The organism is Streptomyces sp. NPDC001985 (assembly GCF_040296845.1).
In the GTDB taxonomy this organism is placed as follows: domain Bacteria; phylum Actinomycetota; class Actinomycetes; order Streptomycetales; family Streptomycetaceae; genus Streptomyces.
This window is the reverse complement of sequence record NZ_JBEOYB010000008.1, coordinates 18,943-42,157: the sequence shown is the minus strand read 5'-3', so window position 1 is coordinate 42,157 and position 23,215 is coordinate 18,943. Positions and strand designations below refer to the sequence as shown.

The 23,215-nt window shown below is 76.3% G+C and carries 18 protein-coding genes and 1 pseudogene; 16 read left to right on the top strand and 3 right to left on the bottom strand.

Features of this window, described 5'->3' with window-relative positions; genetic code table 11:
• Positions 1-57 precede the first annotated feature (57 nt).
• The 11 genes and pseudogenes from ABT122_RS05220 to ABT122_RS05170 all read left to right on the top strand — a co-directional run bounded on the left by ABT122_RS05220 (position 58) and on the right by ABT122_RS05170 (position 12,816).
• The gene (locus ABT122_RS05220; protein ID WP_502976101.1) at positions 58-1,026 is read left to right on the top strand and encodes an ABC transporter substrate-binding protein; all 969 of its coding nucleotides are present in this window, start codon (positions 58-60) and stop codon (positions 1,024-1,026) included.
• Entirely contained in the window at positions 1,023-1,970 is a 948-nt protein-coding gene (locus tag ABT122_RS05215; protein WP_502976097.1) for a FecCD family ABC transporter permease, read from the top strand. The genes ABT122_RS05220 and ABT122_RS05215 overlap by 4 nt, the downstream gene beginning before the upstream one ends.
• On the top strand, positions 1,970-3,040 hold the full coding sequence (locus ABT122_RS05210) for a FecCD family ABC transporter permease (RefSeq protein ID WP_351545570.1): 1,071 nt from the start codon (positions 1,970-1,972) through the stop codon (positions 3,038-3,040). Before ABT122_RS05215 ends, ABT122_RS05210 begins: the two co-directional genes overlap by 1 nt.
• Positions 3,037-3,853 (top strand): annotated as a pseudogene (locus ABT122_RS05205) (ABC transporter ATP-binding protein). Before ABT122_RS05210 ends, ABT122_RS05205 begins: the two are co-directional and overlap by 4 nt.
• Positions 3,854-3,941: 88 nt before the next feature.
• Positions 3,942-4,085: a streptamidine family RiPP gene (amiA, locus tag ABT122_RS05200; protein WP_351545567.1), complete on the top strand. Its 144-nt coding sequence runs from the start codon at positions 3,942-3,944 to the stop codon at positions 4,083-4,085.
• Between the two features lie 131 nt (positions 4,086-4,216).
• Positions 4,217-5,236: a hypothetical protein gene (locus tag ABT122_RS05195; RefSeq protein ID WP_351545564.1), complete on the top strand. Its 1,020-nt coding sequence runs from the start codon at positions 4,217-4,219 to the stop codon at positions 5,234-5,236.
• A complete protein-coding gene (locus tag ABT122_RS05190; protein WP_351545561.1) occupies positions 5,233-6,735 on the top strand; it encodes a CocE/NonD family hydrolase in 1,503 nt (500 codons plus the stop codon). The genes ABT122_RS05195 and ABT122_RS05190 overlap by 4 nt, the downstream gene beginning before the upstream one ends.
• Positions 6,732-8,105, top strand: a complete 1,374-nt coding sequence (locus tag ABT122_RS05185; protein ID WP_351545559.1) for a YcaO-like family protein — start codon at positions 6,732-6,734, stop codon at positions 8,103-8,105. Before ABT122_RS05190 ends, ABT122_RS05185 begins: the two co-directional genes overlap by 4 nt.
• A 15-nt stretch (positions 8,106-8,120) precedes the next feature.
• Positions 8,121-9,371 carry a nitroreductase gene (locus tag ABT122_RS05180; RefSeq protein ID WP_351545556.1) on the top strand — a complete coding sequence of 417 codons (1,251 nt, stop codon included), beginning with the start codon at positions 8,121-8,123 and terminating at the stop codon, positions 9,369-9,371.
• The gene (locus tag ABT122_RS05175) at positions 9,368-11,089 is read left to right on the top strand and encodes an ABC transporter ATP-binding protein/permease (protein ID WP_351545553.1); all 1,722 of its coding nucleotides are present in this window, start codon (positions 9,368-9,370) and stop codon (positions 11,087-11,089) included. The genes ABT122_RS05180 and ABT122_RS05175 overlap by 4 nt, the downstream gene beginning before the upstream one ends.
• A 77-nt stretch (positions 11,090-11,166) precedes the next feature.
• The gene (locus tag ABT122_RS05170; RefSeq protein WP_351545849.1) at positions 11,167-12,816 is read left to right on the top strand and encodes an ABC transporter ATP-binding protein; all 1,650 of its coding nucleotides are present in this window, start codon (positions 11,167-11,169) and stop codon (positions 12,814-12,816) included.
• A 223-nt stretch (positions 12,817-13,039) separates the two neighbouring features.
• Here the strand turns inward: ABT122_RS05170 and ABT122_RS05165 are convergent, their stop codons facing one another.
• Positions 13,040-14,722: a PucR family transcriptional regulator gene (locus ABT122_RS05165; RefSeq protein ID WP_351545846.1), complete on the bottom strand. Its 1,683-nt coding sequence runs from the start codon at positions 14,720-14,722 to the stop codon at positions 13,040-13,042.
• Positions 14,723-14,991: 269 nt separating this feature from the next.
• On the opposite strand from ABT122_RS05165, the gene ABT122_RS05160 reads away from it, so the two are divergent.
• Genes ABT122_RS05160 through ABT122_RS05145 form a run of 4 tightly spaced genes read left to right on the top strand, consistent with a single transcriptional unit; the run spans position 14,992 to position 20,017 of the window.
• Positions 14,992-15,900: an FAD binding domain-containing protein gene (locus ABT122_RS05160; RefSeq protein ID WP_351545551.1), complete on the top strand. Its 909-nt coding sequence runs from the start codon at positions 14,992-14,994 to the stop codon at positions 15,898-15,900.
• Positions 15,891-16,445, top strand: coding sequence for a (2Fe-2S)-binding protein (locus ABT122_RS05155; protein ID WP_351545549.1), 555 nt, complete (start codon positions 15,891-15,893; stop codon positions 16,443-16,445). Before ABT122_RS05160 ends, ABT122_RS05155 begins: the two co-directional genes overlap by 10 nt.
• On the top strand, positions 16,442-18,826 hold the full coding sequence (locus tag ABT122_RS05150) for a xanthine dehydrogenase family protein molybdopterin-binding subunit (RefSeq protein WP_351545548.1): 2,385 nt from the start codon (positions 16,442-16,444) through the stop codon (positions 18,824-18,826). The genes ABT122_RS05155 and ABT122_RS05150 overlap by 4 nt, the downstream gene beginning before the upstream one ends.
• Positions 18,827-18,862: 36 nt before the next feature.
• Complete coding sequence (locus tag ABT122_RS05145) at positions 18,863-20,017, top strand: XdhC family protein (protein ID WP_351545545.1); 1,155 nt, start codon at positions 18,863-18,865, stop codon at positions 20,015-20,017.
• A 90-nt stretch (positions 20,018-20,107) separates the two neighbouring features.
• On the opposite strand, the gene ABT122_RS05140 is transcribed toward ABT122_RS05145, so the two are convergent.
• Positions 20,108-20,839, bottom strand: a complete 732-nt coding sequence (locus tag ABT122_RS05140) for a class I SAM-dependent methyltransferase (protein ID WP_351545542.1) — start codon at positions 20,837-20,839, stop codon at positions 20,108-20,110.
• Between the two features lie 719 nt (positions 20,840-21,558).
• Between ABT122_RS05140 and ABT122_RS05135 the strand changes: the two genes are divergently transcribed.
• Positions 21,559-22,227 carry a hypothetical protein gene (locus ABT122_RS05135; RefSeq protein WP_351545539.1) on the top strand — a complete coding sequence of 223 codons (669 nt, stop codon included), beginning with the start codon at positions 21,559-21,561 and terminating at the stop codon, positions 22,225-22,227.
• 277 nt (positions 22,228-22,504) lie between these two features.
• On the opposite strand, the gene ABT122_RS05130 is transcribed toward ABT122_RS05135, so the two are convergent.
• Entirely contained in the window at positions 22,505-23,128 is a 624-nt protein-coding gene (locus ABT122_RS05130) for an isochorismatase family protein (protein ID WP_351545536.1), read from the bottom strand.
• Between the last annotated feature and the right edge of the window lie 87 nt (positions 23,129-23,215).

Below are 23,215 nucleotides of genomic sequence, written 5' to 3'. Positions count from 1 at the left end.
TGTGGCCTCGTTGTCCGTTCGCCGGGAGTGAGAGAAGCGATGTCACGCAGAGCACTGATGACCGTCCGCCGCTGGGCCGCCGCCGCGGTGATGGGAACCCTGTTGGCCGGATGCGGCACCTCCGGAACGACCGGAGCGACCGGAGGGGGTAAGGGGGAAAAGGGCGAAAAAACGGATATACGGGTGGAACCCATTACCGCGGCCCGCACCATCACCGACACCAGGGGCACCACCGTCACCACCCCGCGACCGCCCCGCCGCATCGTCTGCCTGGTCGCCCTCTGCGACGACATGCTGGCCGAACTGGGCATCACCCCGGCCGCCACCAACTCGGCGCTCCTCGCCCACCCGAAATTCCTCGGCAAGGAGAAAGCCGGCCAGATCCCCGAGGTCCCCGGGGGATTCCTCAGCCCGGAGGCCGAGGCGATCCTCTCCCACCGGCCCGATCTCGTCATCGGACTGAAGGACACCCACGGACGGCTCGCCCCCGCGCTGGAGGGCGCCACGGTCTTCTGGCCCGTACAGCCCGGCGACTGGCGGGAGAGCGTGGAGTATCTGCGCGACCTCGCCGCGCTGACCGGCCGGACCGCCCGGGGCGAGGCTGCCGAGCGGACCTTCCGGCAGAAGCTCGCCCGGGCCGAGACCGGCGCGTCCGACGCCACCAGTCTGATCATCTTCGGCAGCGACGAGAACTTCGGCGTCGCCACCCCGGGCAACGACGTGGCCGCCGGACTCTTCCCCGAGATCTCCCACTACCCCTGGAGGAGCCGGGGCGTCGAGGGCTCCTACAGCATGGAGGAGATCCTCGCCCGGGACGTCGATGTCCTCTTCGTGGAGACCCTCTCCTTCGGCGGCCCGGCGGACGGCAAGCTGTCGCGGAAGCTCGCACGGAACCCGCTCTGGTCCAAGATCCCCGCGGTCCGCGACGGCAGGGTGCACGAGGTCGACGCCGAGGTCTGGGCGAAGGGGCGCGGCACGCGCTCGCTCGGGATCGTGCTCGACGAGGCGACGGCCAGGCTGAAGTGAGCCGCTCCCTCGCGGTGTTCTGCCTGCTCCTGGCGGCGGCCTTCGCCGGGCTCGCCCTGGGCACACCCCGGGTGCCGCTCACCGGGCTGGCCGGCGAGATCGTCGTCACCGAACTGCGGCTCCCGCGCCTGGTGCTGGCGCTCATCGCGGGCGCCGCCCTGGGCGCGGCCGGGCTCGTCCTCCAGGAGGCGCTGCGCAATCCGCTCGCCGTCCCCGAGATGCTCGGAGTCTCCTCCGGCGCGGCGCTCGGCGTCGCCGCGCCGCTGGTCCTCGCCGTCCCCGTGCCACTCGCCGCGCAGCCGTTCCTCGCGATCGCGGGCGCGGCGGCCGGCGGTGTGCTCACCCTGCTCGCGGCCGGGTTCGGACGCAGCCCCTCCGCCGTGCTGCTCACCGGGGCCGCCGTCGCGGCGGCCCTCCAGTCCGCGCTGCTGGTGCTGATGGTCCTCGCCGATCAGCTCGATCTCCAGCTGATCTACCGCTATCTGCTGGGCAGTCTCTCCGCCAGGACCTGGCCCGATGTGACCGGGCTCTGGCCCTGGCTCGCCGTCGCCGGACCCGCGCTGGTGCTCTGCGCTCCGGTCCTGTCCGTGCTGCGGCTCGGCGACGACGACGCGCGGGCGCTGGGGGTACGGGTGCGCCATGCCCGGCTCGCCGCGCTCGCCGTCTCCGTCGTCCTCATCGCCCCGGTCGTCGCCGTCTGCGGACCGGTCGCCTGGGTCGGCTTCCTCGCCCCCCAACTGGCCCGCCGGCTGCGGCCGGGCGCGGAAGCGGTACGGCTGCTGCCCTGGTCGGCGGCGTGGGGAGCGCTGGTCGTGGCCCTCGCCGACCTGCCCGCGCGGCTGGCGCTCGCCCCCGTGGAGACCCCGGTGGGCGCCTGGACCGCGCTGCTGGGGGTCCCCGCCGGGGTGGTCCTGCTCAAGTCGGCCCGGGGGAGGGAGCGGTGATGCCGCGCCCGTCCCGGGCCGTCGCCGCGCCGGGGGACGGGCGCGGGGCACGGCGGCTCCCCGCACCCGCCCTGCTCGTCGCCCTCGCCGCCGTCGTCGTCCTCGTCGGCTGTGCCGGACTCGTGGCCGGGCGGGCGCTCGGCGCCGCCCAGGTGTGGGAGGTGCTGACGGGCGGCGGCGACCCGCTCGCCCGCCATGTCGTCCTCCGGCTGAGGCTCCCCAGAACCCTGGTGGCCCTGGTCGCGGGCGCGAGCCTCGGCCTGGCCGGGACCGTCCTCCAGTCCGCGCTGCGCAATCCGCTCGCCGGGCCCGAGGTCACCGGGGTCACCCCCGGCGCGGTGCTCGGCGCGGTCGCCGCCACCGGGCTCGGCATCGCGGGCTGGCACTCCCCGGCCGCCGTGGTGGCCGCCGCCTGCGCCGGCGGGTTCGCGGGGGCGGGCCTGCTCTGGCTGCTCGCGGGCCGGGAGAGCGCCGACCCCGTCCGTACCGCCGTCCACGGGGTACTGGCCTCGGCGGTGCTCTCCGGGCTCACCGCGATGGTGCTGCTGGTCGCCCCCGGCGAACTCGGCAGCGTGGTGCAGTGGCTGGTCGGCTCCACCGAGGGCCGGGTGTGGGCGCACTGGGAGCTGCTGTGGCCCTGGGCCGCCTGCTGGTCCCTGCTGTCGCTGGCGCTCGCCGCGCCGCTGACCCTGCTGCGCTGCGGCGACGACCAGGCGGCGGCGGCCGGACTGCGCACCGGACGGGCCCGGGCCGGCGCCCTGGTGTGCGCGGTCGCGCTGACGGCCGGGGCGGTCGCGAGCGTGGGGGCGCTGGGCTTCGTCGGTCTGCTCGTGCCCCATCTCGCGTTCGCCCTCCTCGGCGCGGAGCTGCGCGTCGCGCTGCCGGGCGCGGCGCTGCTCGGGGCCGCCGTGGTCGGCGGCGCCGACGCCGTGTCGCAGGCGGCCTCCCGGCTGCTCGCCGAGGCGCTGGAGACCGACCGGCTGAGCGTGCCGACCGGCGCGCTGACGACCTGTGTGGGCGCGGTGCTGCTCCTGGTGGTGGCCCGCCGCTCCGTGAAGGAGGAGACATGATCCAGGTGGAGGGGGTGAGCTTCGGCTACCCCGGCCGTACGGTGCTCGACGGGGTCGGGCTGAGCGTGGCGCCGGGGGAGCTGGTCGCTCTCGTCGGCCTCAACGGCTGCGGCAAGAGCACCCTGCTCCGGCTCTGTTCCGGGCTGCTGCGTCCGCGCGCCGGCCGGATTCTGCTCGACGGGGACGACCTCGCGGGCCTCAGCCGCCGGGCGGCGGCCCGCCGGGTGGCGCTGCTGCACCAGTCCGCGCCCGCCGTGCCGGGGATGACGGTGCGCCAGCTGGTGCGCCAGGGGCGGTACGCGGTCCGGGGGCCGCTCGGGATGCTCCGGGACGCCGACGACGGGGTGACCCTGCGGGCCATGGCGGATGTCGGGGTGGCCGGCTGGGCGGACCGGCCGGTGGACGCGCTCTCGGGCGGTGAGCGCCAGCGGGTGCGCCTCGCCCTGGCCCTCGCCCAGGACACCCGCGTCCTGCTCCTGGACGAGCCCACCACCTATCTGGATCTGCGGCACCAGCTGGAGGTGATGCGCACGGTGGTACGGCTGCGCGCCGAGCGCGGGCTGACCGTGGTGATGGTCCTTCACGACCTCGGCCACGCGGCCCGGTTCGCGGACCGGATCGTGGCGCTGCGCAGGGGGGTGGTGGCGGCGGACGGGCCGCCGGGGGAGGTGGTGACGCCGGGGCTGCTGGCGGATGTGCTGGGTGTGGTGGGGCGGGTGGGGCGTGATCCCGAGGGCGGCTGGCCGGTCTGTTACCCGGATCACCCGATGGACGGTCCGGCAGCTCTTGCGGAATGAAAATCATATTCATTAGTGTCTGTGGTGCGGCGCCGGTCACGGCCGGCGGCGCGGGCCCGGGCATGGACATGCGCGGGCGCAACCGACGAATGGAGGCTCAACCCATGGAGCAGCACAAGGTGTTCACCCCGATCGCCGAGCAGGGGCAGCTCGCCCATCTCTCCGCGACCCACTCCAACGCCCTCGTGGAGAACCCGTTCGACGGGGACGACGCGGCGGTGGACGCGGGCGCCGACAGCGACAAGTAGCCGTACGGGCGGACCGCCTCCCCGCCGGTCCGCACCAGGGCCCGCCCGGACAGCTCTCCCGCTTCCGGGCGGGTCCGCCCTCTCCGCCCTCCGCCCTTCCCGGTGAATCCGCCGATCCCTGGAGCACTCCCATGTCCCTCCCGCCCCCTCCACCCCTCCCGTCCGGTGAGCGGCTCGCCCCCGGAGTCGCCCTGCTCTCCGTCCCCGGGCGGGGGCTCGCGGTCCGCACTCCCGAGGGGGAGTTCCTCCGGGTCGACACGGGGGGCGTGAGCGAGGCCGCGCTCCTCGCGGCGCTGGACGGGGCGCCCGCCGGGCGGGACCCGGGGGCCGCCCGGCTCACGGCCGCCTTCGCGGCGGCCGGATACCTCGCCGGGGACGGCGCCCCGGACCGGGGCGGTCTGAGCGGGCACCGGGTCCACCTCGTGGGCGATCCGGTGCTCACCGAGCCGCTCGCCCGCCAAGTCCGTTCCGAGGGCGGAGAGATACGGCACCTCGGGCCGGACTCCCCGCTGCCGGGGCCGCCGGGGCCGCCGCCCGGCGACGGACGCACCGCCGTGGTGTGGTGTCTGGACGGGCCCGTGCCACCCGGGCTCTGGGACGAGGCCGACCTGCTGCCGTCCCGGGGCATCGCCTGGCTGCGCTGCCACCGCGAGGGCGCCCTGGTCCATGTGGAGCCCCTCGCGGCGGCCCCCGGCGATGTGACCTCCGCGCATCTGCGCCTCCGCCGGCTGGCCGCGACCCCCGCCCACCGCGAACTCGCCGCCTACTGGGCGGGCCCGCGCGCCGAGTCCCCCGCCCCGGCCCACACCCCCGCGTCGGCGGCCCTGACGGCGGGACTCCTCACCGCCGATCTCCTCGCCTGGGCGGCCTCCCCGCACACCCCCCACCGCCACCTCCGCCTCCTCACCCTCCCCCGCCTCGCCCTGACCACCCACCCCGTCCTCCCTGTCCCACCGACCGATCCGGCACTCGGGAACCTCCCCGCACCGGTCGTTTCAGCCGGTCCGGCGTGTGTGGACCGGCCCGTACCCGGGGCGCCCGGGGTTTCGCCGGCGCCCGCACCGGTCGTTTCAGCCGGTCCGGCGTGTGTGGACCGGCCCGTACCCGGGGCGCCCGGGGTTTCGCCGGCGCCCGCACCGGCACACCCATGACCCCCCACCCCCACCCCCACCTCACCCTCCCCGAAACCCGCGCCCGAGCCATCCCCGCCGTCCTCCTCCGCACCCCCTACGACCTCCGCCACCACCTCCCCGAAGCCCGCGCCTGGACCACCCGCGGATTCGCCGCCGTACTCCAGGACGTCCGCGGCCGGCACACGGCCGCGGACACCGGCACCTGGCACCCCTACCGCTCCGAGGCCGCCGACACCGCCGCCACCCTCCGCTGGATGCGCGAACAGCCCTGGTCCGACGGGCGGATCGTCACCGTCGGGGCCTCCTACGCCGCGTACTGCGCCCTCACCGCCGCCCTCGGCGACCACAGCGGCCCGGCGGCGGACGACCCCGCCGGACGCCCCGACGCCGTGATCGCCGCCGTACCCGCGCTCGGCCCCGCCGAGACCGCCCGCGAACCCTCCGGGGCGGAGCGGCTGCTCGGCCGCGCCGGCTGGTGGGCCGCGCACGGCGACCGGGCCGACTCCGACCCCGCCGCCCTCGACCGGGCCCTCGCCTCCGACCCCCGGCTGCTCGAACACCTCCCGGTCACCACGCTCCCCGAGCGCCTCGGGCGGCCCCTGCCCTCCTGGCCCGCCCTCTGGCACACCGGCCCCCGCGACCTGCTGGTCTCCCGCGCCCCGGCCGCCCGGCCGCCCCTCCTCGCCGTCGGCGGCACCCGCGACCCCTTCGCCGCCGACACCCTCCGCCTCTGGCGTGCCTGGGGCGGTCCCGCGCGGCTGCTGCTCGGCCCCTGGGGCCACGCCCTCACCGCGAACCCGGCCCCCGAGGCCCGCGCCGCCCACCGGATCAACCTGGGCGGGCTGTACGTCCGCTGGGCCAGGGCCGCCCTCGACGGCACCCTCGCGGCGGGCCGGCGCGGCGCCGTCGCCCTCGGCGACAGCCCGCACTGGTACGCGCCCGACCCCGCCCCGCCCACCGTGTCCCGCCCCTTCGGCCATCCCGAGGGGCTCCGCCTCCTCCACGGCGGGGACTTCCTCGCCGACCCCGGCCACCCCGTCCGCTCCGACCGCCTGGACATCCCCGCCCACCGCGCCCCCGACCGCGCCCTCCTCCTCACCCCGCCGCTGCCCCGCCCCCTCGACCTCTTCGGCCCCGCCGAGGCCCGGCTCCGCGCCACCGCCGACACCCCGGCCGCCGACTGGTTCGTCCGGCTCACCGCCCTCGACCCCCGGGGCCGCGCCCAGCCCCTCGCCCTCGGCACCGCCCGCCGCGCCGACCCGGCCGGCCGGAGCGCGGAGTTCACCGTCCCCCTCGGGCACCTCGCCCGCCGGCTCGCCCCCGGGACCCGCCTCCGGCTGGAGATCGCCGGACACCACTTCCCGGCCCACGCCCGCAACCCGCACACCGGGGAGGACCCGGTGACCGCGACCCGGCTGCTGCCCTCGTACCGGTCCGTGCGCATGGACGGCAGCGCCCTGCTCCTCGCCACCGGACCCGGCCGGCGCGTCAACCCCGTACAGGAGAACTGCACATGACCCCGCTGCCCGCCCTGAGCCCCGACGACCTCGTGGACCCCGTCTGCGGAGTGATCCGCGCGGTCGGCCCCGTACCCCATCCGCCCGGCGCCCCGCCCCGCTACACCGCCATGACCGCCGAGGTCTCCGACGCCCGCCGCTTCGGCGCCTGGCCCGCCGACCGGGTCTCCCTCGGCACCACCTTCGGCGACCCGGCGGGCGCGAGGACCGCCGCCGTCGCCGAGGCCGTCGAGCGCTACTGCGGCAACCGGCTGCCCCCGGCCGGACACCCGGACGCCCCCCGCCGCGCCACCGCCGCCGAACTCCTCGCCGAGGGGCGCCGGCTGTACGGACCCGGGGAGCTGCCCGCGTACGCCGACTGGCAGCTCGCCCGCCCCCGCTTCCCCTACCGCCCCCTCACCCCGGACACCCCCGCGCTCTGGGCCCGGGCCCGGGAGGACGGAGAGGAGTGCTGGGCCCCCGTCGCCCTCACCCACCTCAACTGGCGCCAGGGAGCGCTGCGCGAACTGCCCCGTACCCACCACCTCAACTACGCGGGCATCGCCACCGGCCAGGGCCTCGGCGACGCCGTCGAGCGCGGGCTGCTCGAAGTCGTCGAGCGGGACGCCCTGGAGCTGTGGTGGCATCTCGACGGACCCGCCCGGGGCATCGACCCCGCCTCCGTGCCCGGCCTCGCCCGGGATCTGGAGGGGTCCGCGCTCGATGTGTGGATCGTGGAGCTGCCGTCGGAGTTCGCGCCCTGCATGGCCGCGCTGGTGCACGATCCGGCGCGCTCCCTGTACGCCGCCGGGTTCGCCTGCCGGTACGACCCGGCCGACGCCGCCCGCAAGGCCGTCCTGGAGGCCGTCCACACCTGGGTCTTCACCCAGGGCGCGATCGACGCCGACGGATGGGTGTTCCGGGCCGTCGAGGCCGGGACCCTGGCCCGGGGGCTCTATCTCGACCACCGCGCCGACCGGCGTTATCTGGACGACTGCGGCGAGGACTTCGGGGCCGTGCGCGACCTCGGGGCGCATGTGCAGGTGTGGCTGGACCCGCGCACCGCGCCGCTCGCCCGCCGCTTCACCCGGCCCGCGCTCGGGGTGGTCGGCGTCGGCGATGTGGCGGCGGGCGGGCGGGCCGCGCTCGACGCGCGCCTCGCGGCCGGCGGGCACCGGGTGATCACGCTCGACCTGACGACGGAGGACATCGCCGAGACGCCCCTGCGGGTGGCCCGCGTGCTGGTCTCCGGGCTTGTGCCGAACGCCCCCGCCGCCTTCGGGTACTTCGGCTCGCCGCGCTTCGGCCGGGCGGGGGTGGAGCGCGGGTGGCGGACCGGGGTGCCGCGGGGCCCGGGGGACTTCACGCTCGTGCCGCCGCCGCACATGTGAGAAGGGGAGGACGTCATGTCGTCGCTGATACACCGCGCACTGGCGCGGGCGCGGTCGGCGGAGGTCCCCGCGCCGGGAACGGGCGGGCACGCGGGCGGGGGGCCCCGGTGGTCCGGGGAGCCTCTGGCCCTGCCCGCCCCGCTCGACCGGGTCCTCGGGCTGTCCCTCGCGGGCGACCGGCTGCGCCCGGTCCCGTCGGCGGGCGCCCTGCACCCCGTCGAGGCCCACCTGCTCCTCGGCGCGGGGCACGGGGTCCCCCCGGGGCGGTACGGATACGACCCGCGCGGTCACCGGATGTTCCGGGCGGGCGGGCCGGGGGAGCCCGCGGGCGCCGGGGCCCTCGTGGTGCTGGGAGTGAGGCCGGAGGCGCTGGTGGGGCGGTACGGGCACCGGGGATGGGTGCTGGGCGTGCTGGACCTGGGGCACGCGGTGGCGGGGGTGCTCGCCGGTGCCGGGTGCGGTGAATCCCCGGGCGTCCGGGGTGCGGGGTGCGGTGAATCCCCGGGCGTCCGGGGCGCGGGCGGGCCCTCAGGCGCCGGGCCGGCCGGGGTGGTGGGGCCGGGGCTCCGGGTGGAGGTGGATGTGAGTGAGGGCGGAGGCGGGCGGTGGAGAGCGGTGGGGGGAGGCCGGGACCGGGGAGGCGAGGGCACGGGGGAGTTGGCTGAGGCACGGCGGGTGCTGGGGGCGCTGGGCGAGGAGGCGGACGGGGAGTGGACGGCTCCGCCACCCGCGGGGGTCCGCGCCGAGGTGATCCGGCGGCGCCGGAGCGCCGGCCCCGCCGCGCTCGGCTCCTTCGCCGCGCCCCCCGGCCGGGCCGCGCTCGCGCGGGTGCTGCGGGCCGCCGAGAGCGCGGGGCCCCGGGGGCCGCGCTGGTGCCTCGCCCTCGGCGGCGCGGAACCGGGCCTGGCCGAGTCCGCGCCCGGCGGCGGCCTCCGCGCCATCGCCACCGGGGAGGTCCTCCCGACACTCGCCGTCTGGGCCGCCCGTCAGGGCTGGATCGCCGGGGCCGGCGCCGTGCTCATCGCCCGGGGCTGCCCCTCCGGCGCCGGACCCCGGCGCGTCCTGCGGGATCACCTCCTCGCCGGCCTCGGCGCCGGCCGGGCCCAGCTCACCGCGACCGCGCTCGGCCTCGCCTCCCGGCCCATCGGCTCCTGGCAACGCGCCGACCTGGGCGCCGCCCTCGGTGAGGAGCCCGGCCGGGACTGGGTTGTTCACGGGCTCGCCCTGAGCCGCAGCCGCACCACCACGGAAGAAGAGACCTCATGATGTTCCACCCGGAGCTGCTGCGCGCGGGCCTGACCGCCCGCCGCCCCCTGCTTCAGGCCACCGCGCTCCTCGCCGCCGTCGCCGCCACCCATCTCGCCCAGGCCGTGCTGCTCGCCCTCGCCCTCGCGGGCATCGCGCGCGGCGCCACCGATCCGCTCCCCGCCCTGCTCGGCGGGGTCCTCGTGGCCGTACTGCTGCGGGCGGTCCTCTCCCGGCTCCAGCGCCGCACCGCCGTCCGGGCCGGCGCGGCGGTCCGCACCGGACTCCGCGACGACCTGCTGCGGCGGATCGGGCGCACCGGGCCGCCCCGGCAGGCCGGTGCCCGCGCCGGAGCCGTGCGGGCGACGCTCGTGGACGGGGTGGAGGGCGTCGACGCCTATGTCTCCCGCTATCTGCCGCAGTCGCTGGTGACCTGCGCCCTCCCGCCCCTGCTGCTGGCCGCCGTCGCCGCCGTCGAACCCTGGGCCGCGGCCGTCCTCGCCCCCGCCGTGGTCCTCGCGCTCCTCGCGCCCCGCTGGTGGGACCGGCTGCTGGAGCGGCGCGGCCAACAGCACTGGGGCGCCTACGAAGCCCTCTCCGCCGACTATCTGGAGTACCTCCAGGGCATGCCCGAACTCCGCGCCGCCGGAGCGGTGGGCCGGGTGAGGGCCCGGCTGGAGGAGCGCTCCGGGACGCTCCACCGCGCGACCGTCGCCAAGCTCCGGGTCTCGCTCGTGGACACCGGGATCACCGATCTCGCCGTCCAGGGCGGGACGGTGGCCGCCGTCCTCGTCGCCTGCGCCTCCGCGGCCTCCGGGGAGACCGCCGCGACCGGCACCTACCTCGTACTCCTGCTGGCGTCCGAGTGCTTCCGGCCCGTACGCGACCTCTCCCGCGAATGGCACGCCGGCTATCTGGGCATCTCGGCGGCGGACGGCATCGCCCGGCTGCGCACCGCGCCGGACGCCGTCCCCGACGAGGGCGTGCTCGCCGCCGACTGGGCGACCGCCCCCGAAGTCCGCTTCGAGGACGTTCACTTCACCCACCCGGGCGCCGGGGAACCCGCGCTCGCCGGGGTCACCTTCACCGCGCCCGCCGGACGCACCACCGCCGTCGTCGGCCCCTCCGGCGCCGGCAAGTCGACCCTCCTCGGGCTGCTGCTGCGCCACGGCGACCCGGACAGCGGGCACATCGCCGTGGGCACCGCCGCCACCACCGCGTACACCCTCGCGACGCTCCGGCGCCGGATCGCCGTCGTCTCCCAGGACACCTATCTCTTCCACGACTCCGTCGCCGCCAACCTCCGGCTCGGCCGGCCGGAGGCCACCGACGCCGAACTGCGCACGGCGGCGCGGACCGCGGGCATCCACGACGAGATACTCGGGCTGCCCGGCGGATACGGCACGGTGATCGGCGAGCGCGGCTCCACGCTCTCCGGCGGGCAGCGCCAGCGCCTCGCCCTGGCCCGCGCGCTGCTGGCCGACGCGCCCGTCCTGGTGCTGGACGAGGCGACCAGCGCGGTCGACGAACGGCGGGAGGCCGGCATCGTCCGGGAGCTGATACGGGCGGCCGAGGGGCGGACCTGTCTGGTCGTCGCCCACCGGCTGGCGTCCGTGCGGCACGCCGACCGGATCGTGGTCCTCGACGGCGGACGGGTGGAGGCGGTCGGCGGGCACGGCGAACTGCTCGCCCGCGACGGGGTGTACGCACGGCTGGTCGAGGCGGTGCGGGCCGCGTGAGCGCCACCCTTCAGACACCCACGCCCCCGTCCGGTGCGCTGCGCGCGCTGCTGCCGGTCCTCGGGGCGCACCGGGGCATGACCGTACGGACGGTCTGTGCCGCGCTCGCCGGGCAGTCGGCGCTCGTGGCGCTGGTCGCCCTCGCCGCCCACACCGTCGGCACGGCGGTCCTGGAGTCGGCGCCGCCCGGGCCCGGGGTGCTCGCCGCGCTCATCGGCCTGGTGCTGCTGCGGGCGTTCGCCACCTGGTGGGAGATGGACCTCTCGCACGATCTCGCCTACCGGGTCCTCGCCGAGCTGCGCATCCGGGTCTTCGACGGGCTGGCGCGGAGCGCGCCCGCGCGGATCGCCGGGCGGCGCAGCGGGGATCTCGCGTCGGCGGCGATGGGGGATGTGGAGGCGCTGGAGTTCTTCTACGCCCACGCCGTGGCGCAACTGCTCGCCTCGGGTGTGGTGTTCGGGAGCGGGGTGGCGGTGCTCGCGGCGGTGGAGCCATGGCTGGCGGCGGCCGTGCTGCCGGTCGCCGGTCTGCTGGCGCTCGGGCCGCTGCTGGAGGGACGGGGGCGCGCGGCGCGGGCGGCCCGCACCCGGGAGGCGGCGGCCCGGCTCTCCGCCGACGCGGTGGAGAGCGTCGACGGGCTGCGGGAACTCCTCGCCTTCGGGGCGCTGGAGGCGCGGCGTGCGCGGCTGCGGGCCGCCGGGCGGCGGCTCGGGGAGGCCCAGCGGGCCGAGCAGTCCCGGGAGGCGGACGCGGCGGCGGTCCGCGATCTGCTGGTGGTGGCGGCGGTCGTGGGGGTGGTCGTGGTCGCCGGGTGGCGGGTGCCCGGGGCCTGGGCGCCGGCCGCGATGGCGCTGGCGCTCGGGGTGCTGGCCCCGGTGGCCGACTCGGCGGCGGCGCTGGGGCAGGCGGCCGGGCTGCGGGCCGCGGCGGCGCGGGTGGGCGCGGCGGTACGGGCGCCCGCCGGGGCGCCGGAGCCGTCGGCGCCGGGTGCCGTGCCGCCGGGGCCGCTCGGGATACGGCTCCGGGGCGTCCGCTTCGACTACGGCGGGGCGCCGGTGCTCGACGGACTCGACCTGTCCGTCCCGGCGGGCCGGACGCTGGCGCTGGTCGGGGCCTCCGGGGCGGGGAAGTCGACCTGCGCGCATCTGCTGGCGCGGTTCTGGGACCCGGTGGAGGGGAGCGTGGAGCTGGTGGGGGAGGGCGGTGAGAGCGTCGATCTGCGGGAGATCCCGGAGCGGGAGCTGCGGCGGACGGTGGCCGTGGTGGGGCAGGACGCGCCGCTGTTCCACGGAACCCTGGCGGACAACCTCCGGCTCGGCGCGCCCGACGCGAGCGACGGGCGGCTGCGGGAGGTGGCGGCGGCGACCGGGGTGGACCGGATCGCGCTCGCCCTGCCCCAGGGGTACGGGACCCCGGTGGGTGAGCGGGGGGCGACGCTCTCGGGCGGCCAGCGCGCCCGGGTGGCGCTGGCCCGGGCGCTGCTGACCGAGCCCAGGGTGCTGATTCTGGACGAGACGACGGCCCGGCTGGACGGGGTGGGGGAGGCGGAGGTGGCGGCGGGGCTGCCGTCGTGCACGACGGTGGTGATCGCGCACCGGGCGCGGACGATCCGGCGGGCGGGGAGGGTGGCGGTGCTGGAGGGGGGGAGGGTGGTGGAGGAGGGGGAGTGGGAGGAGCTGTCGGCCCGGGAGGGCCCCTTCCGAAGCCTGACCTCCGCCACCTCATGACCCCGGCGCCCCCCCCGCCGCACGGGACCCCGCCCCGCCGGGGATTGAGGCGCGGGAGGGGGTGGGGTCAGCTCATGCGCCGGGCGGGCTGCTGTGTCGGGCCCGGGCGCCCGGGGGGCGGGGTCCGTCCTCAATCTCCCGCGGAGCTGCCTCTGGGAGATGCCCCCGGACGGGCTGGGGAAGGCCCGCCCCGCCGGGGGTTGAGGCGCGGGAGGGGGTGGGGTCAGCTCATGCGGAGGGCCAGGAAAAAGTCGAGCTTGTCCTCCAGTCGCGAGAGGTCACGGCCCGTCAGCTGCTCGATGCGGCCGACACGGTACCGCAGGGTGTTCACATGCAGGTGGAGCCGCTGCGCGCACCGCGTCCACGACCCGTCGCTCTCCAGAAACGCCTCCAGCGTCGGTACCAACTCCGCCCGGTGGCGGCGGTCGTACTCCCGCAGCGGGTCCAGCAGCCGGGCCGTGAAGGCCCGCCGCACATCGTCCGGGACGAACGGGAGCAGCAGCACATGCGACGCCAGCTCGTGGTGACCGGCCGCCGAGACCCGCCCCGGGCGCGCCGCCGCCACCCGCCGCGCGTGCCGCGCCTCCTCCAGCGCCCCCCGCAGCCCCTCCGCCGAGCTGACCGAGGCGCTCACCCCGATCGTCAGCCGCCCGTCCCCGGCGAGCCCGGCCGTCAGCGGCTCCCCGGCCGAGGCGAGGAGGGCGTCCGCGTGCAGCCCCTCATGGACCGCCGGGGCACCCTCCGCCGAAGGAGCGGGCGGCAGCGGCAGCAGGGCGATCGCCTCGCCCCCGGCCCGGGCCACCGCGATCCGGTCGGCCGGCTCCGGCCCCGGGGCGGCCGGGTCGACCAGGATCTCCTCCAGCAGGGCCTGCGCGGCGGCTCCCGTCTCCGCCCCGGCCCCCCCGGACTCCCACTCGACCCGGGCGACCACCACCTGCCAGTGCGGGGCCGCCTCCAGCCCCGGCAGCAGCACCGGCGCCGCCGCCCGCAGCCGCGCCGCGATCTCGGCGGGCGCCGCACTCGTCTGGACCAGCTCCAGAACCTCCTGGGCGAGCCTTCTGCGGACCGTCCGGTCGGCCTCCCGCCGCTCGCGCTCCACCGCGATCAGCTGGGTCACCCCCTGGAGCAGGTCGAGCCGCTCGGCGGGCCAGTCGCCCGCGTCGGCCTCCACCGCCAGCAGCCAGCCGGAGAGCACGCTTCCGCGCGCATCGGCCGCGCCCGGCACCGCGCCCTTCCCGGCCGCCCCGCCGACCGGGAAGAGGGAGTACGCCGTGGACTCCACCACCGCCCGGTGCGGCCCCGGCCGCCCTCCCCGGACCGCCGCCAGATGGTCACCCGCCAGCGCCGCCCGCACCGGTGCGGGCGGCGGCCCCTCCGCCCCCGCGATCAGCCGCCCCGTCGGCGAGAGCACCCAGGCCCGCAGATCCAGATCGGAGCCGAGGAGATCGAGGACGGCGTCCGGTCCCCCGCCCGCCGGACCGGAGGTCATCAGCCGCCGGTGCCGGTCCACCACCGCGGCCAGATCCCCGGCCCGCTCGCCGGAGACCTGGCGCACCACGTACTCGGTGATCGTCGCGAAGGCCACGGACTCGTTGACCGCGAACAGCGGCAGCCGGTGGCGCTCGCACGCCGCCACCAGATCCTCCGGGACCGCGCCCAGCTCCGCCTCGCCCGCCGCCACCGCGGCGACCTGCGCCGCCGCCAGAATCCGTACGAAGGGCTCGGAGTCCTCGGGCGAGTGCCGCCACGCCAGCCCCGTCAGCACCAGCTCCCCGCCCGACAGATAGCGGCTCGGGTCCCGCAGATCCGTGGTCATCACCCCGCGCACCCCGCGGTCCAGCTCGTCCCCGCCGCCGAGCAGCCGCAGCCCCAGCGCGTCGTTCTCCAGCAGTGCGCGCAGCCGCATCTCGCCCTCGCCGATCCGTCGTGTTCTCGCCAGTGGCGTGTGGCCACGGTGTCCCTGGGGGATCAGCTCCACGACCGAACCCCGCTTTTCGTTCGAATCTACAAGATGCCCGTGGTGGCCAGCCAATTCCTTCATGGTTTCGGTGACTGCTCCGGGCCCGGCGCCCGCTGTGTACTGATACAGGGACGGAGACCCGGATCACACCGGCAGCGCGGGGCCGGCCCCGGTGCGGCGACTGCCGCCGCGCGGTGACGCAGAAATGAGCCTTCATGGACTTCCTTCGCCCCGCCACCTGGGAGGAGGCGCTCGCCGCGAAGGCGGCGCACCCCACCGCCGTGCCCATCGCGGGCGGCACCGATGTGATGGTCGAGATCAACTTCGACCACCGCAGACCCGACTACCTCCTGGACCTCGGCCGGATCACCGAACTCCAGGAGTGGGAGACCGGCGAGTCCACCGTCCGGCTCGGCGCGTCCGTCCCGTACACCCGCATCCTGGAGGAGCTGCGCACCCCGCTGCCGGGGCTCGCGCTCGCCGCGCACACCGTGGCCTCCCCGCAGATCCGCAACCGGGGCGGCGTCGGCGGCAACCTGGGCACCGCCTCCCCCGCCGGGGACGCCCATCCGGCGCTGCTCGCGGCCGGCGCCGAGGTCGAGGCCGCGTCGGTGCGCGGCAGCCGCCGCATCCCCATCGACGCCTTCTACACCGGCGTCAAACGCAACGCGCTGGCCCCCGACGAACTGATCAGAGCCGTCCACATCGCCACCGCCGACGGACCCCAGCAGTTCTCCAAGGTCGGCACCCGCAACGCCATGGTGATCGCCGTCTGCGCCTTCGGCCTCGCCCTCCATCCCCGCGGCCGCACGGTCCGCACCGGCATCGGCTCCGCGGCCCCCACCCCCGTGCGGGCCGCGGCGGCGGAGGAGTTCCTCGGCGCCGCCCTGGAGGACGGCGGCTTCTGGGAGAGCCGCAAACCCCTCACCCCCTCGATCACCCGCCGGTTCGCCCGGCTCGCCGCCGACGGCTGCCGGCCCATCGACGATGTGCGCGGCACCGCCGCCTACCGCCGCCACGCGGTGGGTGTCATGGCCCGCCGCACCCTGACCTGGACCTGGGCGTCGTACGGCGGGAAGAACAGCGGGGAGAACAGCGGGAAGGGGAGTGCCCCATGCGGGTGAATCTGACGGTCAACGGCCGCCCCCAGCGGGCCGACGATGTGTGGGAGGGCGAGAGCCTGCTCTACCTCCTGCGTGAGCGCCTCGGTCTCCCCGGCTCGAAAAACGCCTGCGAGCAGGGCGAGTGCGGCTCCTGCACGGTCCGGCTCGACGGAGTGGCCGTCTGCTCCTGCCTGGTCGCCGCGGGCCAGGCCGAGGGCCGTGACATCGTCACCGTCGAAGGGCTCGCCGACCACGCCGCCCGGCGCGCCGGGCGGACCGCCCCCGGCACCTGCCTCCAGGACGCCCGGCAGTGGACCCCCACCGACCCGGGAGCCCCCCTCTCCGCCGTCCAGCGCGCCTTCATCGACGCCGGGGCCGTCCAGTGCGGCTTCTGCACCCCCGGCCTGCTGGTCGCCGCCGACGACCTGCTGGAACGCACCCCCCGGCCGTCCGACGCCGACATCCGCGAGGCCCTCTCCGGCAACCTCTGCCGCTGCACCGGCTACGAGAAGATCCTCGACGCCGTCCGGCTCGCCGCCGCGCGCCAGGAAGGCGGCGACCGGTGAACCCCGGCGGCACCCCCGGCGGCCTCACCCAGTCCACCCCCACCACGGGCGGCATCGGCGAGTCCACCCTCCGCCCCGACGGCCTGCTCAAGGTCACCGGCGAGTTCGCCTACGCCTCCGACATGTGGCACGAGTCCATGCTCTGGGGCCACACCCTGCGCTCCACCACCGCCCACGCCGCCATCCGCGCCATCGACACCTCCGAGGCCCTCGCCACCCCCGGGGTGCACGCCGTCCTCACCCACGACGACCTGCCCGCACCGGTCAAGCACTACGGACTGGAGATCCGGGACACCCCCGTACTCGCCCACGGCAAGGTCCGCCACCACGGCGAACCCGTCGCCCTCGTCGCCGCCGACCACCCCGAGACCGCCCGCCGGGCCGCCGCGAGGATCAGAGTCGAGTACGCCCCGCTGCCGCTGGTCACCGACGAGGCGTCCGCCACCGCGCCCGGCGCGCCCCTCGTCCACGAGCACCGCACCGACCACCACGCCCCGCATGTGCCGCACCCCAATGTCGTCCACCGCCAGCCCATCGTCCGGGGCGACGCCGGGGCCGCCGCGCTCCGCGCCGATGTGATCGTGCGCGGCGAGTACGTCTTCGGCATGCAGGACCAGGCGTTCCTGGGCCCCGAGTCCGGGCTCGCCGTCCCCGCCGACGACGGCGGCGTGGAGCTGTACATCGCCACCCAGTGGCTCCACTCCGACCTCGCCCAGATCGCCCCCGTCCTCGGACTGCCCGAGGAGAAGGTGCGGATGACCCTCTCCGGCGTCGGCGGCGCCTTCGGCGGCCGGGAGGATCTGTCGATGCAGATCCACGCCTGTCTGCTCGCCCTGCGCACCGGAAGACCCATCAAAATGGTCTACAACCGGTTCGAGTCCTTCTTCGGGCATGTCCACCGGCACCCCGCCCGCCTCAGCTACGAACACGGCGCGACCCGCGACGGCCGGCTCACCCACGTCCGCTGCCGGATCGTCCTCGACGGCGGCGCCTACGCCTCCTCGTCCCCCGCCGTCACCGGCAACGCCGCCTCCCTCTCCATCGGCCCCTACGCCGTCGACCACGTCGACATCGAGGCCCTCGCCCTCTACACCAACAACCCGCCCTGCGGGGCCATGCGCGGCTTCGGCGCGGTCCAGGCCTGCTTCGCGTACGAGGCCCAGATGGACCGGGTCGCGGCGAGACTGGGCCTGGACCCGGTGGAGTTCCGCCGGCTCAACGCCATGGAACAGGGCACCCTGCTGCCCACCGGACAGCCCGTGGACTCCCCGGCGCCCGTCGCCGAACTGCTCCGCCGGGTCAAGGCCCGCCCGCTGCCGCCCGAGCGCCCGTGGGAGGTCGCCGGCGGAGCCCCGGATGTCCGCGCCCTGCCCGGCGGCCTCTCCAACACCACCCACGGCGAGGGCGTCGTCCGGGGCGTCGGCTACGCGGTGGGCATCAAGAACGTCGGCTTCTCCGAGGGCTTCGACGACTACTCCACCGCCCGGGTCCGCGTCGCCGCGGTCGGCGGGGTGCCCGCGGCGACCGTCCACACCGCGATGGCCGAGGTCGGTCAGGGCGGAGTCACCGTCCACGCCCAGATCGCCCGCACCGAACTGGGCATCGCCCAGGTCACCATCGAGCCCGCCGACACCCGTATCGGATCGGCCGGCGGCACCTCCGCCTCCCGCCAGACCTATGTCACCGGCGGGGCCGTCCGGCACGCCTGCGAGCGGGTCCGGGAGCAGGTCCTGGAGCTGGGCCGGCGCAGATTCGGCGCCGCCCACCCCGCCTGGGCCACCGCCGGACTGCGCCTGGAGGGCGGCCGGGTCGTCACCGACGGCGGCGAACCGCTCGCCGATCTCGCCGAGGTCCTCGCCGACGCGGTGGTCGAGGCGGAGGTGGAGTGGCGGCACCGGCCCACGGAGCCCTTCGACCGGGTCACCGGACAGGGCCACGGCCATGTGCAGCACTCCTTCGCCGCCCACCGCGCGGTCGTCGAGGTCGACACCGAACTCGGCCTGGTGAAGGTGGTCGAACTGGCCTGCGCCCAGGACGTCGGCAAGGCGCTCAACCCGCTCGCCGTCGCCGGCCAGATCCAGGGCGGCACCACCCAGGGCGTCGGAATGGCGGTCATGGAGGAGATCCTGATCGACCCGGAGACCGCGCGGGTCCGCAACCCGTCCTTCACCGACTATCTGATCCCCACCATCCTCGACACCCCGGCCATCCCCGTCGACATCCTCGAACTCGCCGACAGCCACAGCCCCTACGGGCTGCGCGGCGTCGGCGAGGCCCCGACCCTGTCCTCCACCCCGGCCGTCCTCGCGGCGATCCGCGACGCCACCGGACTGGAACTCAACCGGACCCCGGTCCGGCCCGAGCACCTCACCGGCACCTGAGCACCGCAGCGCCGGCCGCACCCCGAGGAGACCGCCATGCTGGACATCGCCGACGAGCTGAGCCGGTGGGTCCGGCAGGGCCGTGCCTTCGCCGTCGCCACCGTGGCCGCCGTCACCGGCAGCGCCCCGCGCCGGCCGGGCGCCGCCCTCGCGGTGGACGCCGGCGGCGAGGTCATCGGTTCGGTCTCCGGCGGCTGTGTCGAGGGCGCGGTGTACGAACTGTGCCGACAGGCCCTGCGCGACGGCGAACCCCTGCGCGAGAGCTTCGGCCGGAGCGACGACAGCGCCCTGGCGGCCGGGCTGACCTGCGGCGGTGCCATCGACATCCTCGTCACCCCGGTGCCCGCGGCCGGCGGCGGTACGAGGGAACTCCTCGCGCGCGCCCTCGCCTCGGCCGCCCGGGGCGAGGCCCTGGCCCTGGTCCGTGTCGCCGAGGGGGCCGCGGCACCGGCCGGTGGCGCCCTGCTGGTCCGGCCCGGCGGCGGGTACGAGGGCACCCTCGGCGGGTCCGCCGGGCTCGACGCCCGCGCCGCGCGGGAGGCGGGGGCGATGCTGGACGCCGGCCGCACCGGTACGGTCGCCGTCGGCGCGGACGGCGACCGCCGCGGCTCCCGCTCCGTCCTGCTGGTGGAGACCGCCCTGCCCGCCCCCCGGATGATCGTCTTCGGCGCGGTCGACTTCGCGGCGGCGCTCACCTCGGCCGGCCGCTTCCTCGGCTACCGGGTCACCGTCTGCGACGCCCGGCCCGTCTTCGCGACCCGGGCCCGCTTCCCCGACGCGGACGAGGTCGTCGTCGACTGGCCGCACCGGTATCTCGCAGCCACCCGCACCGACGCCCGCTCCGTCCTGTGCGTGCTCACCCACGACCCGAAGTTCGACATCCCGCTGCTCACCCGCGCGCTGACGCTGCCCGTCGCCTACATCGGCGCCATGGGCTCCCGCCGCACCCACGAGGACCGCCGGCGACGGCTGCGCGAGGCCGGAGTCCCCGAGGAGGCGCTGGCCAGGCTGCGCGGCCCCATCGGGCTCGACCTCGGGGCCCGCACACCGCAGGAGACGGCCCTCTCCGTCGCCGCCGAGATCGTCGCCGAGCGGCGCGGTGGCAGCGGTGTCCCCCTGACCGGGGCGCGGGTCCCCATCCACCACGACGGCCCGCGCCCGGCACCCGGCCGCATCGGCTCGGTCGCCTAGGAGCCTAGGAGCCTGGGAGCTTGGGAGCCCGTGAGGCCGGGTGCCGGGGAGGCCGGCCGCCCGGGAGCCGGGGCGGCGGCCGGGCCGGGGTCAGACGGGGCGGCGGGCCACCACCAGACGGCAGCGCGGGCTGCCGTCCGGGCGCCGGCCCAGCTCCTCCAGCGCGCGCAGCTCCACCGAGAAGCCCGCGCCCGCGAGGTCGTCCAGCACCCCGGTGAGCCGGAAGGTCCGGTAGTACATGACGAAGGAGGGCCGCCACACCGCGTTCCGGACCCGCATCGCCGCGTCGAACGCCCACAGCGACCAGTAGAGCCGCGAGCCCACCGGCGGCGGCGCGGGCAGCGGAAAGGCGAACACGCCCCCGGGGCGCAGGGACCGGCGCACACCGGAGAAGAGCGCCGGGCGCTCCCCGGGCAGGAAGTGGCCGAACGCGCCGAAGCTGGTCACCAGATCGAAGGCCGGGGCGAAGGGCAGCGCCCGGGCGTCCGCGCGCACCCAGTGGACACCGGGGGCGCCCGCCGCCCCCGGGAGGGCCGACCGGGCCCGCTCCAGCATGCCCGCGCTGAAGTCGACGCCGGTCACCCGCTCCTCGCAGAGTCCCCGCAGCACCTCCACCCCCGCCCCGGTGCCGCAGCAGACGTCGAGCCCCGAACGGAAGGGTCCCAGGGGCCGCAGCGCGCGGGTCACCGGACCGAGCAGCCGGTCCGGGGTGCGGAACGGGGTCGCGTCGAAGGAGGGGGCCAGCAGGTCGTATCCGCGCTCGACCGAGGAGAGCGCCTGCACGGTGAGTTCGCGGACGGTGGGGCCGGATGAGGAGAACATCGGCTTCACAGTACTCTCGGGGCCCGGCCGGCTCCCGGAAAATCGTTGCGGATTGCACCAACAACTCCGGGGCGATCTATGTATCCGGCCTTTCTCCGGATGAGTCGAAGCATTCACGCAACCTTCCCGGTCGGGTGTGCGCGCCGGTGTGCGCCGGGGGCCGGGCCCACGGCGGCGCGGGCCACCGGCCTGGTGAGCCAGAGCGGCGGATGACCGGAAGGACAGCTTCCGTTGGCTCCCCGGGGCATCATTCCGGCCAGTCGTCATATGAGGACTCGGTAAACGATAAGCAAATGCGAACACTGGATCGACGACTGGGGATACGTTCACCTCCATGAGTCCGACTGAGGTTCCTCGCCTCCGTACGGGCCGTGGCGCGGTGCGCCCGGCCGTCCCCGGGTCGTGTCGCCGGGTCCGCACCACCGGGCTCCCGGCAGTGTCGCCGGGCTCACCTCCCCGCCTCCGCCGGCGCCCGTGACGCGCTGACGCGTGCCACCGGCCGGACGTGCCTGGAATTCCCCGACCGCCCGTCGCAGAACAATCTTCCCTTGGTGCTTCGCATGCCTATCCATGACAGTGAATCAGCACAACCCAGGACGAGATCGGTGCTCACCGTGATCGCCGTGCCGCGCATTGGCGTCACCACTCGCTCCGGTCGTATGGTTCGGTAGCGCTGAATGTTCGGTCAGCAATACGTAGCGTTGACAGCAGGGACAGAAATGACCAACGAGCCGGCAATTCCACCACAGCTGGGCAGGCCCGAGCGGATGTGGGAACGCGCCGTTGTCCTCGTACTGATCGCCGTCACCAGAACCGCGCGGCCGGCCTTCCGGCTGGGCGACCGCGAGCTGTCGTGCTCGCACTCCAACGGCGGCTGGAATCTGGTCCTGGGGCCGGAGGGCAGAGCCGCCTTCTACGGCCAGGACGTCGACTGCAGCGACACCAGCTACCTGGGGGACAAGCCGGTCGACCTGCTGGTGAACGCGCCGGACTGGCTGCCGCTCAACCGGCTCAGGGAGCTGAACGACGGCTGTGAGCTGGGCTATCTGTACTGGTGGGAAGGGGGTCGCTGGGACCGGGCGCCCTATCCCGCGCATATCGCGGACGACGGCCTGGTCGCCTCCTGCGACGGCTACGCGGGCATCTTCGACGACCAGTCGCTCGCCGACAGCCTCGCCGACGCCGGCTACCGGGACCGGGCGGCCGCCGCGCGCTTCATCGCCCGGGTCGAGGCCGGCACCGTCAACGAGGCGGCCCTCATGGACCTGATGGACTCGGCGGCCACCGACCCGGGCTCCCTGCCGAGGGAGTCCCGGCTGCCCACCGCGCTGGAATGGGCGAACCGGCTGGGAGTCGCCGAACGGCTGGTCGCGGCGCGCGCACTGTAGAGCGCGCCGCGCCACGGGCGAGCGGGCCACCGGAAAAGCGTTCTCCTCCGTTCACCCGGTCCGGCGGAGCCGGGAGCCCGGGGAGATCGATTCCGGCGGCCGGCCCCCGGGGAATCCAGTGGAATGCGGGCATGCGGCGGAATCCGCCGGAGGCGAGCGGAGCCGAGCGGATTCCGGCGGAGCCGCGTGGAATCCCCGAGGAATCACCCAGGAATCCCCGAGGAATCCATCGATGGCCGGCGGCATGGTCCGCCGGCACCGGAGGAATTCCCTTTTCTCAGAACACCCGGTCCGTCGGCAGCACCCGCGCACAGCGGCCCGCCGCCCACTCCAGCGCCATCCGGTGGTCCCGCTCGGAGAAGTCCGCGACGGCGTCCGCGACCACGAAGGCCTGGACGTCCCGCATCCAGGCGTCACAGGCCGTCATCAGCACCCCGATATGGGCGTACACACCGGTGACGATCACCTGGTCGCGTCCCAGGGCCCGCAGCCGCTCCAGCAGATCGGTCCGGACGAACGCGCTGTACTTCCACTTGGTCAGCACGGTGTCCCCGGGCCCGGGCGCCACCGGCTCGGGGATCGCCGCCGCCCAGGGGCCGGCGGGCAGCCCCGGCCCCCAGAAGTCCTGCTGGAGGCCGCGCTCGGCGGCGCTCTGGCCACCCGGCTGGGCGGTGTAGACCACCGGCACCCCGAGCCGCTCGGCCTCCTCGCGCAACCGGGAGACCTGGTGCAGCAGGGTGGCCACCGGCTCCGCCCCCTGGTCGAAGGCCGACAGGAAGTAGTTCTGGAGATCGTGGACGAGCAGCACCGCGCGGGCCGGGTCCACCTCCCAGTCGACCCGCCCGGCGGGCAGTTCGTCCGGCCGGGGCATCGGATAGGGCGCAATGGCGGGCAGGGCCATGGGAGTTCCGTTTCAGAGCGGGGTGCGGGTGCGGAGCGGCGGCGCGGGCGGGGCGGCCCCCCGCGTACGCGGGAAGCGCGGGAGGGC

Excerpts from the sequence above, each read along its gene's own strand:
- ABT122_RS05140 (WP_351545542.1), bottom strand. The coding sequence starts at position 20,839 with ATGTTCTCCTCATCCGGCCCCACCGTCCGCGAACTCACCGTGCAGGCG.
- ABT122_RS05185 (WP_351545559.1), top strand. The coding sequence starts at position 6,732 with ATGACCCCGCTGCCCGCCCTGAGCCCCGACGACCTCGTGGACCCCGTC.
- ABT122_RS05175 (WP_351545553.1), top strand. The coding sequence starts at position 9,368 with ATGATGTTCCACCCGGAGCTGCTGCGCGCGGGCCTGACCGCCCGCCGC.
- ABT122_RS05165 (WP_351545846.1), bottom strand. The coding sequence starts at position 14,722 with ATGCGGCTGCGCGCACTGCTGGAGAACGACGCGCTGGGGCTGCGGCTG.
- amiA (WP_351545567.1), top strand. The coding sequence starts at position 3,942 with ATGGAGCAGCACAAGGTGTTCACCCCGATCGCCGAGCAGGGGCAGCTC.
- ABT122_RS05210 (WP_351545570.1), top strand. The coding sequence starts at position 1,970 with ATGCCGCGCCCGTCCCGGGCCGTCGCCGCGCCGGGGGACGGGCGCGGG.
- ABT122_RS05170 (WP_351545849.1), top strand. The coding sequence starts at position 11,167 with ATGACCGTACGGACGGTCTGTGCCGCGCTCGCCGGGCAGTCGGCGCTC.
- ABT122_RS05135 (WP_351545539.1), top strand. The coding sequence starts at position 21,559 with ATGACCAACGAGCCGGCAATTCCACCACAGCTGGGCAGGCCCGAGCGG.
- ABT122_RS05155 (WP_351545549.1), top strand. The coding sequence starts at position 15,891 with ATGCGGGTGAATCTGACGGTCAACGGCCGCCCCCAGCGGGCCGACGAT.
- ABT122_RS05190 (WP_351545561.1), top strand. The coding sequence starts at position 5,233 with ATGACCCCCCACCCCCACCCCCACCTCACCCTCCCCGAAACCCGCGCC.
- ABT122_RS05180 (WP_351545556.1), top strand. The coding sequence starts at position 8,121 with ATGTCGTCGCTGATACACCGCGCACTGGCGCGGGCGCGGTCGGCGGAG.
- ABT122_RS05145 (WP_351545545.1), top strand. The coding sequence starts at position 18,863 with ATGCTGGACATCGCCGACGAGCTGAGCCGGTGGGTCCGGCAGGGCCGT.
- ABT122_RS05220 (WP_502976101.1), top strand. The coding sequence starts at position 58 with ATGACCGTCCGCCGCTGGGCCGCCGCCGCGGTGATGGGAACCCTGTTG.
- ABT122_RS05160 (WP_351545551.1), top strand. The coding sequence starts at position 14,992 with ATGGACTTCCTTCGCCCCGCCACCTGGGAGGAGGCGCTCGCCGCGAAG.
- ABT122_RS05195 (WP_351545564.1), top strand. The coding sequence starts at position 4,217 with ATGTCCCTCCCGCCCCCTCCACCCCTCCCGTCCGGTGAGCGGCTCGCC.
- ABT122_RS05130 (WP_351545536.1), bottom strand. The coding sequence starts at position 23,128 with ATGGCCCTGCCCGCCATTGCGCCCTATCCGATGCCCCGGCCGGACGAA.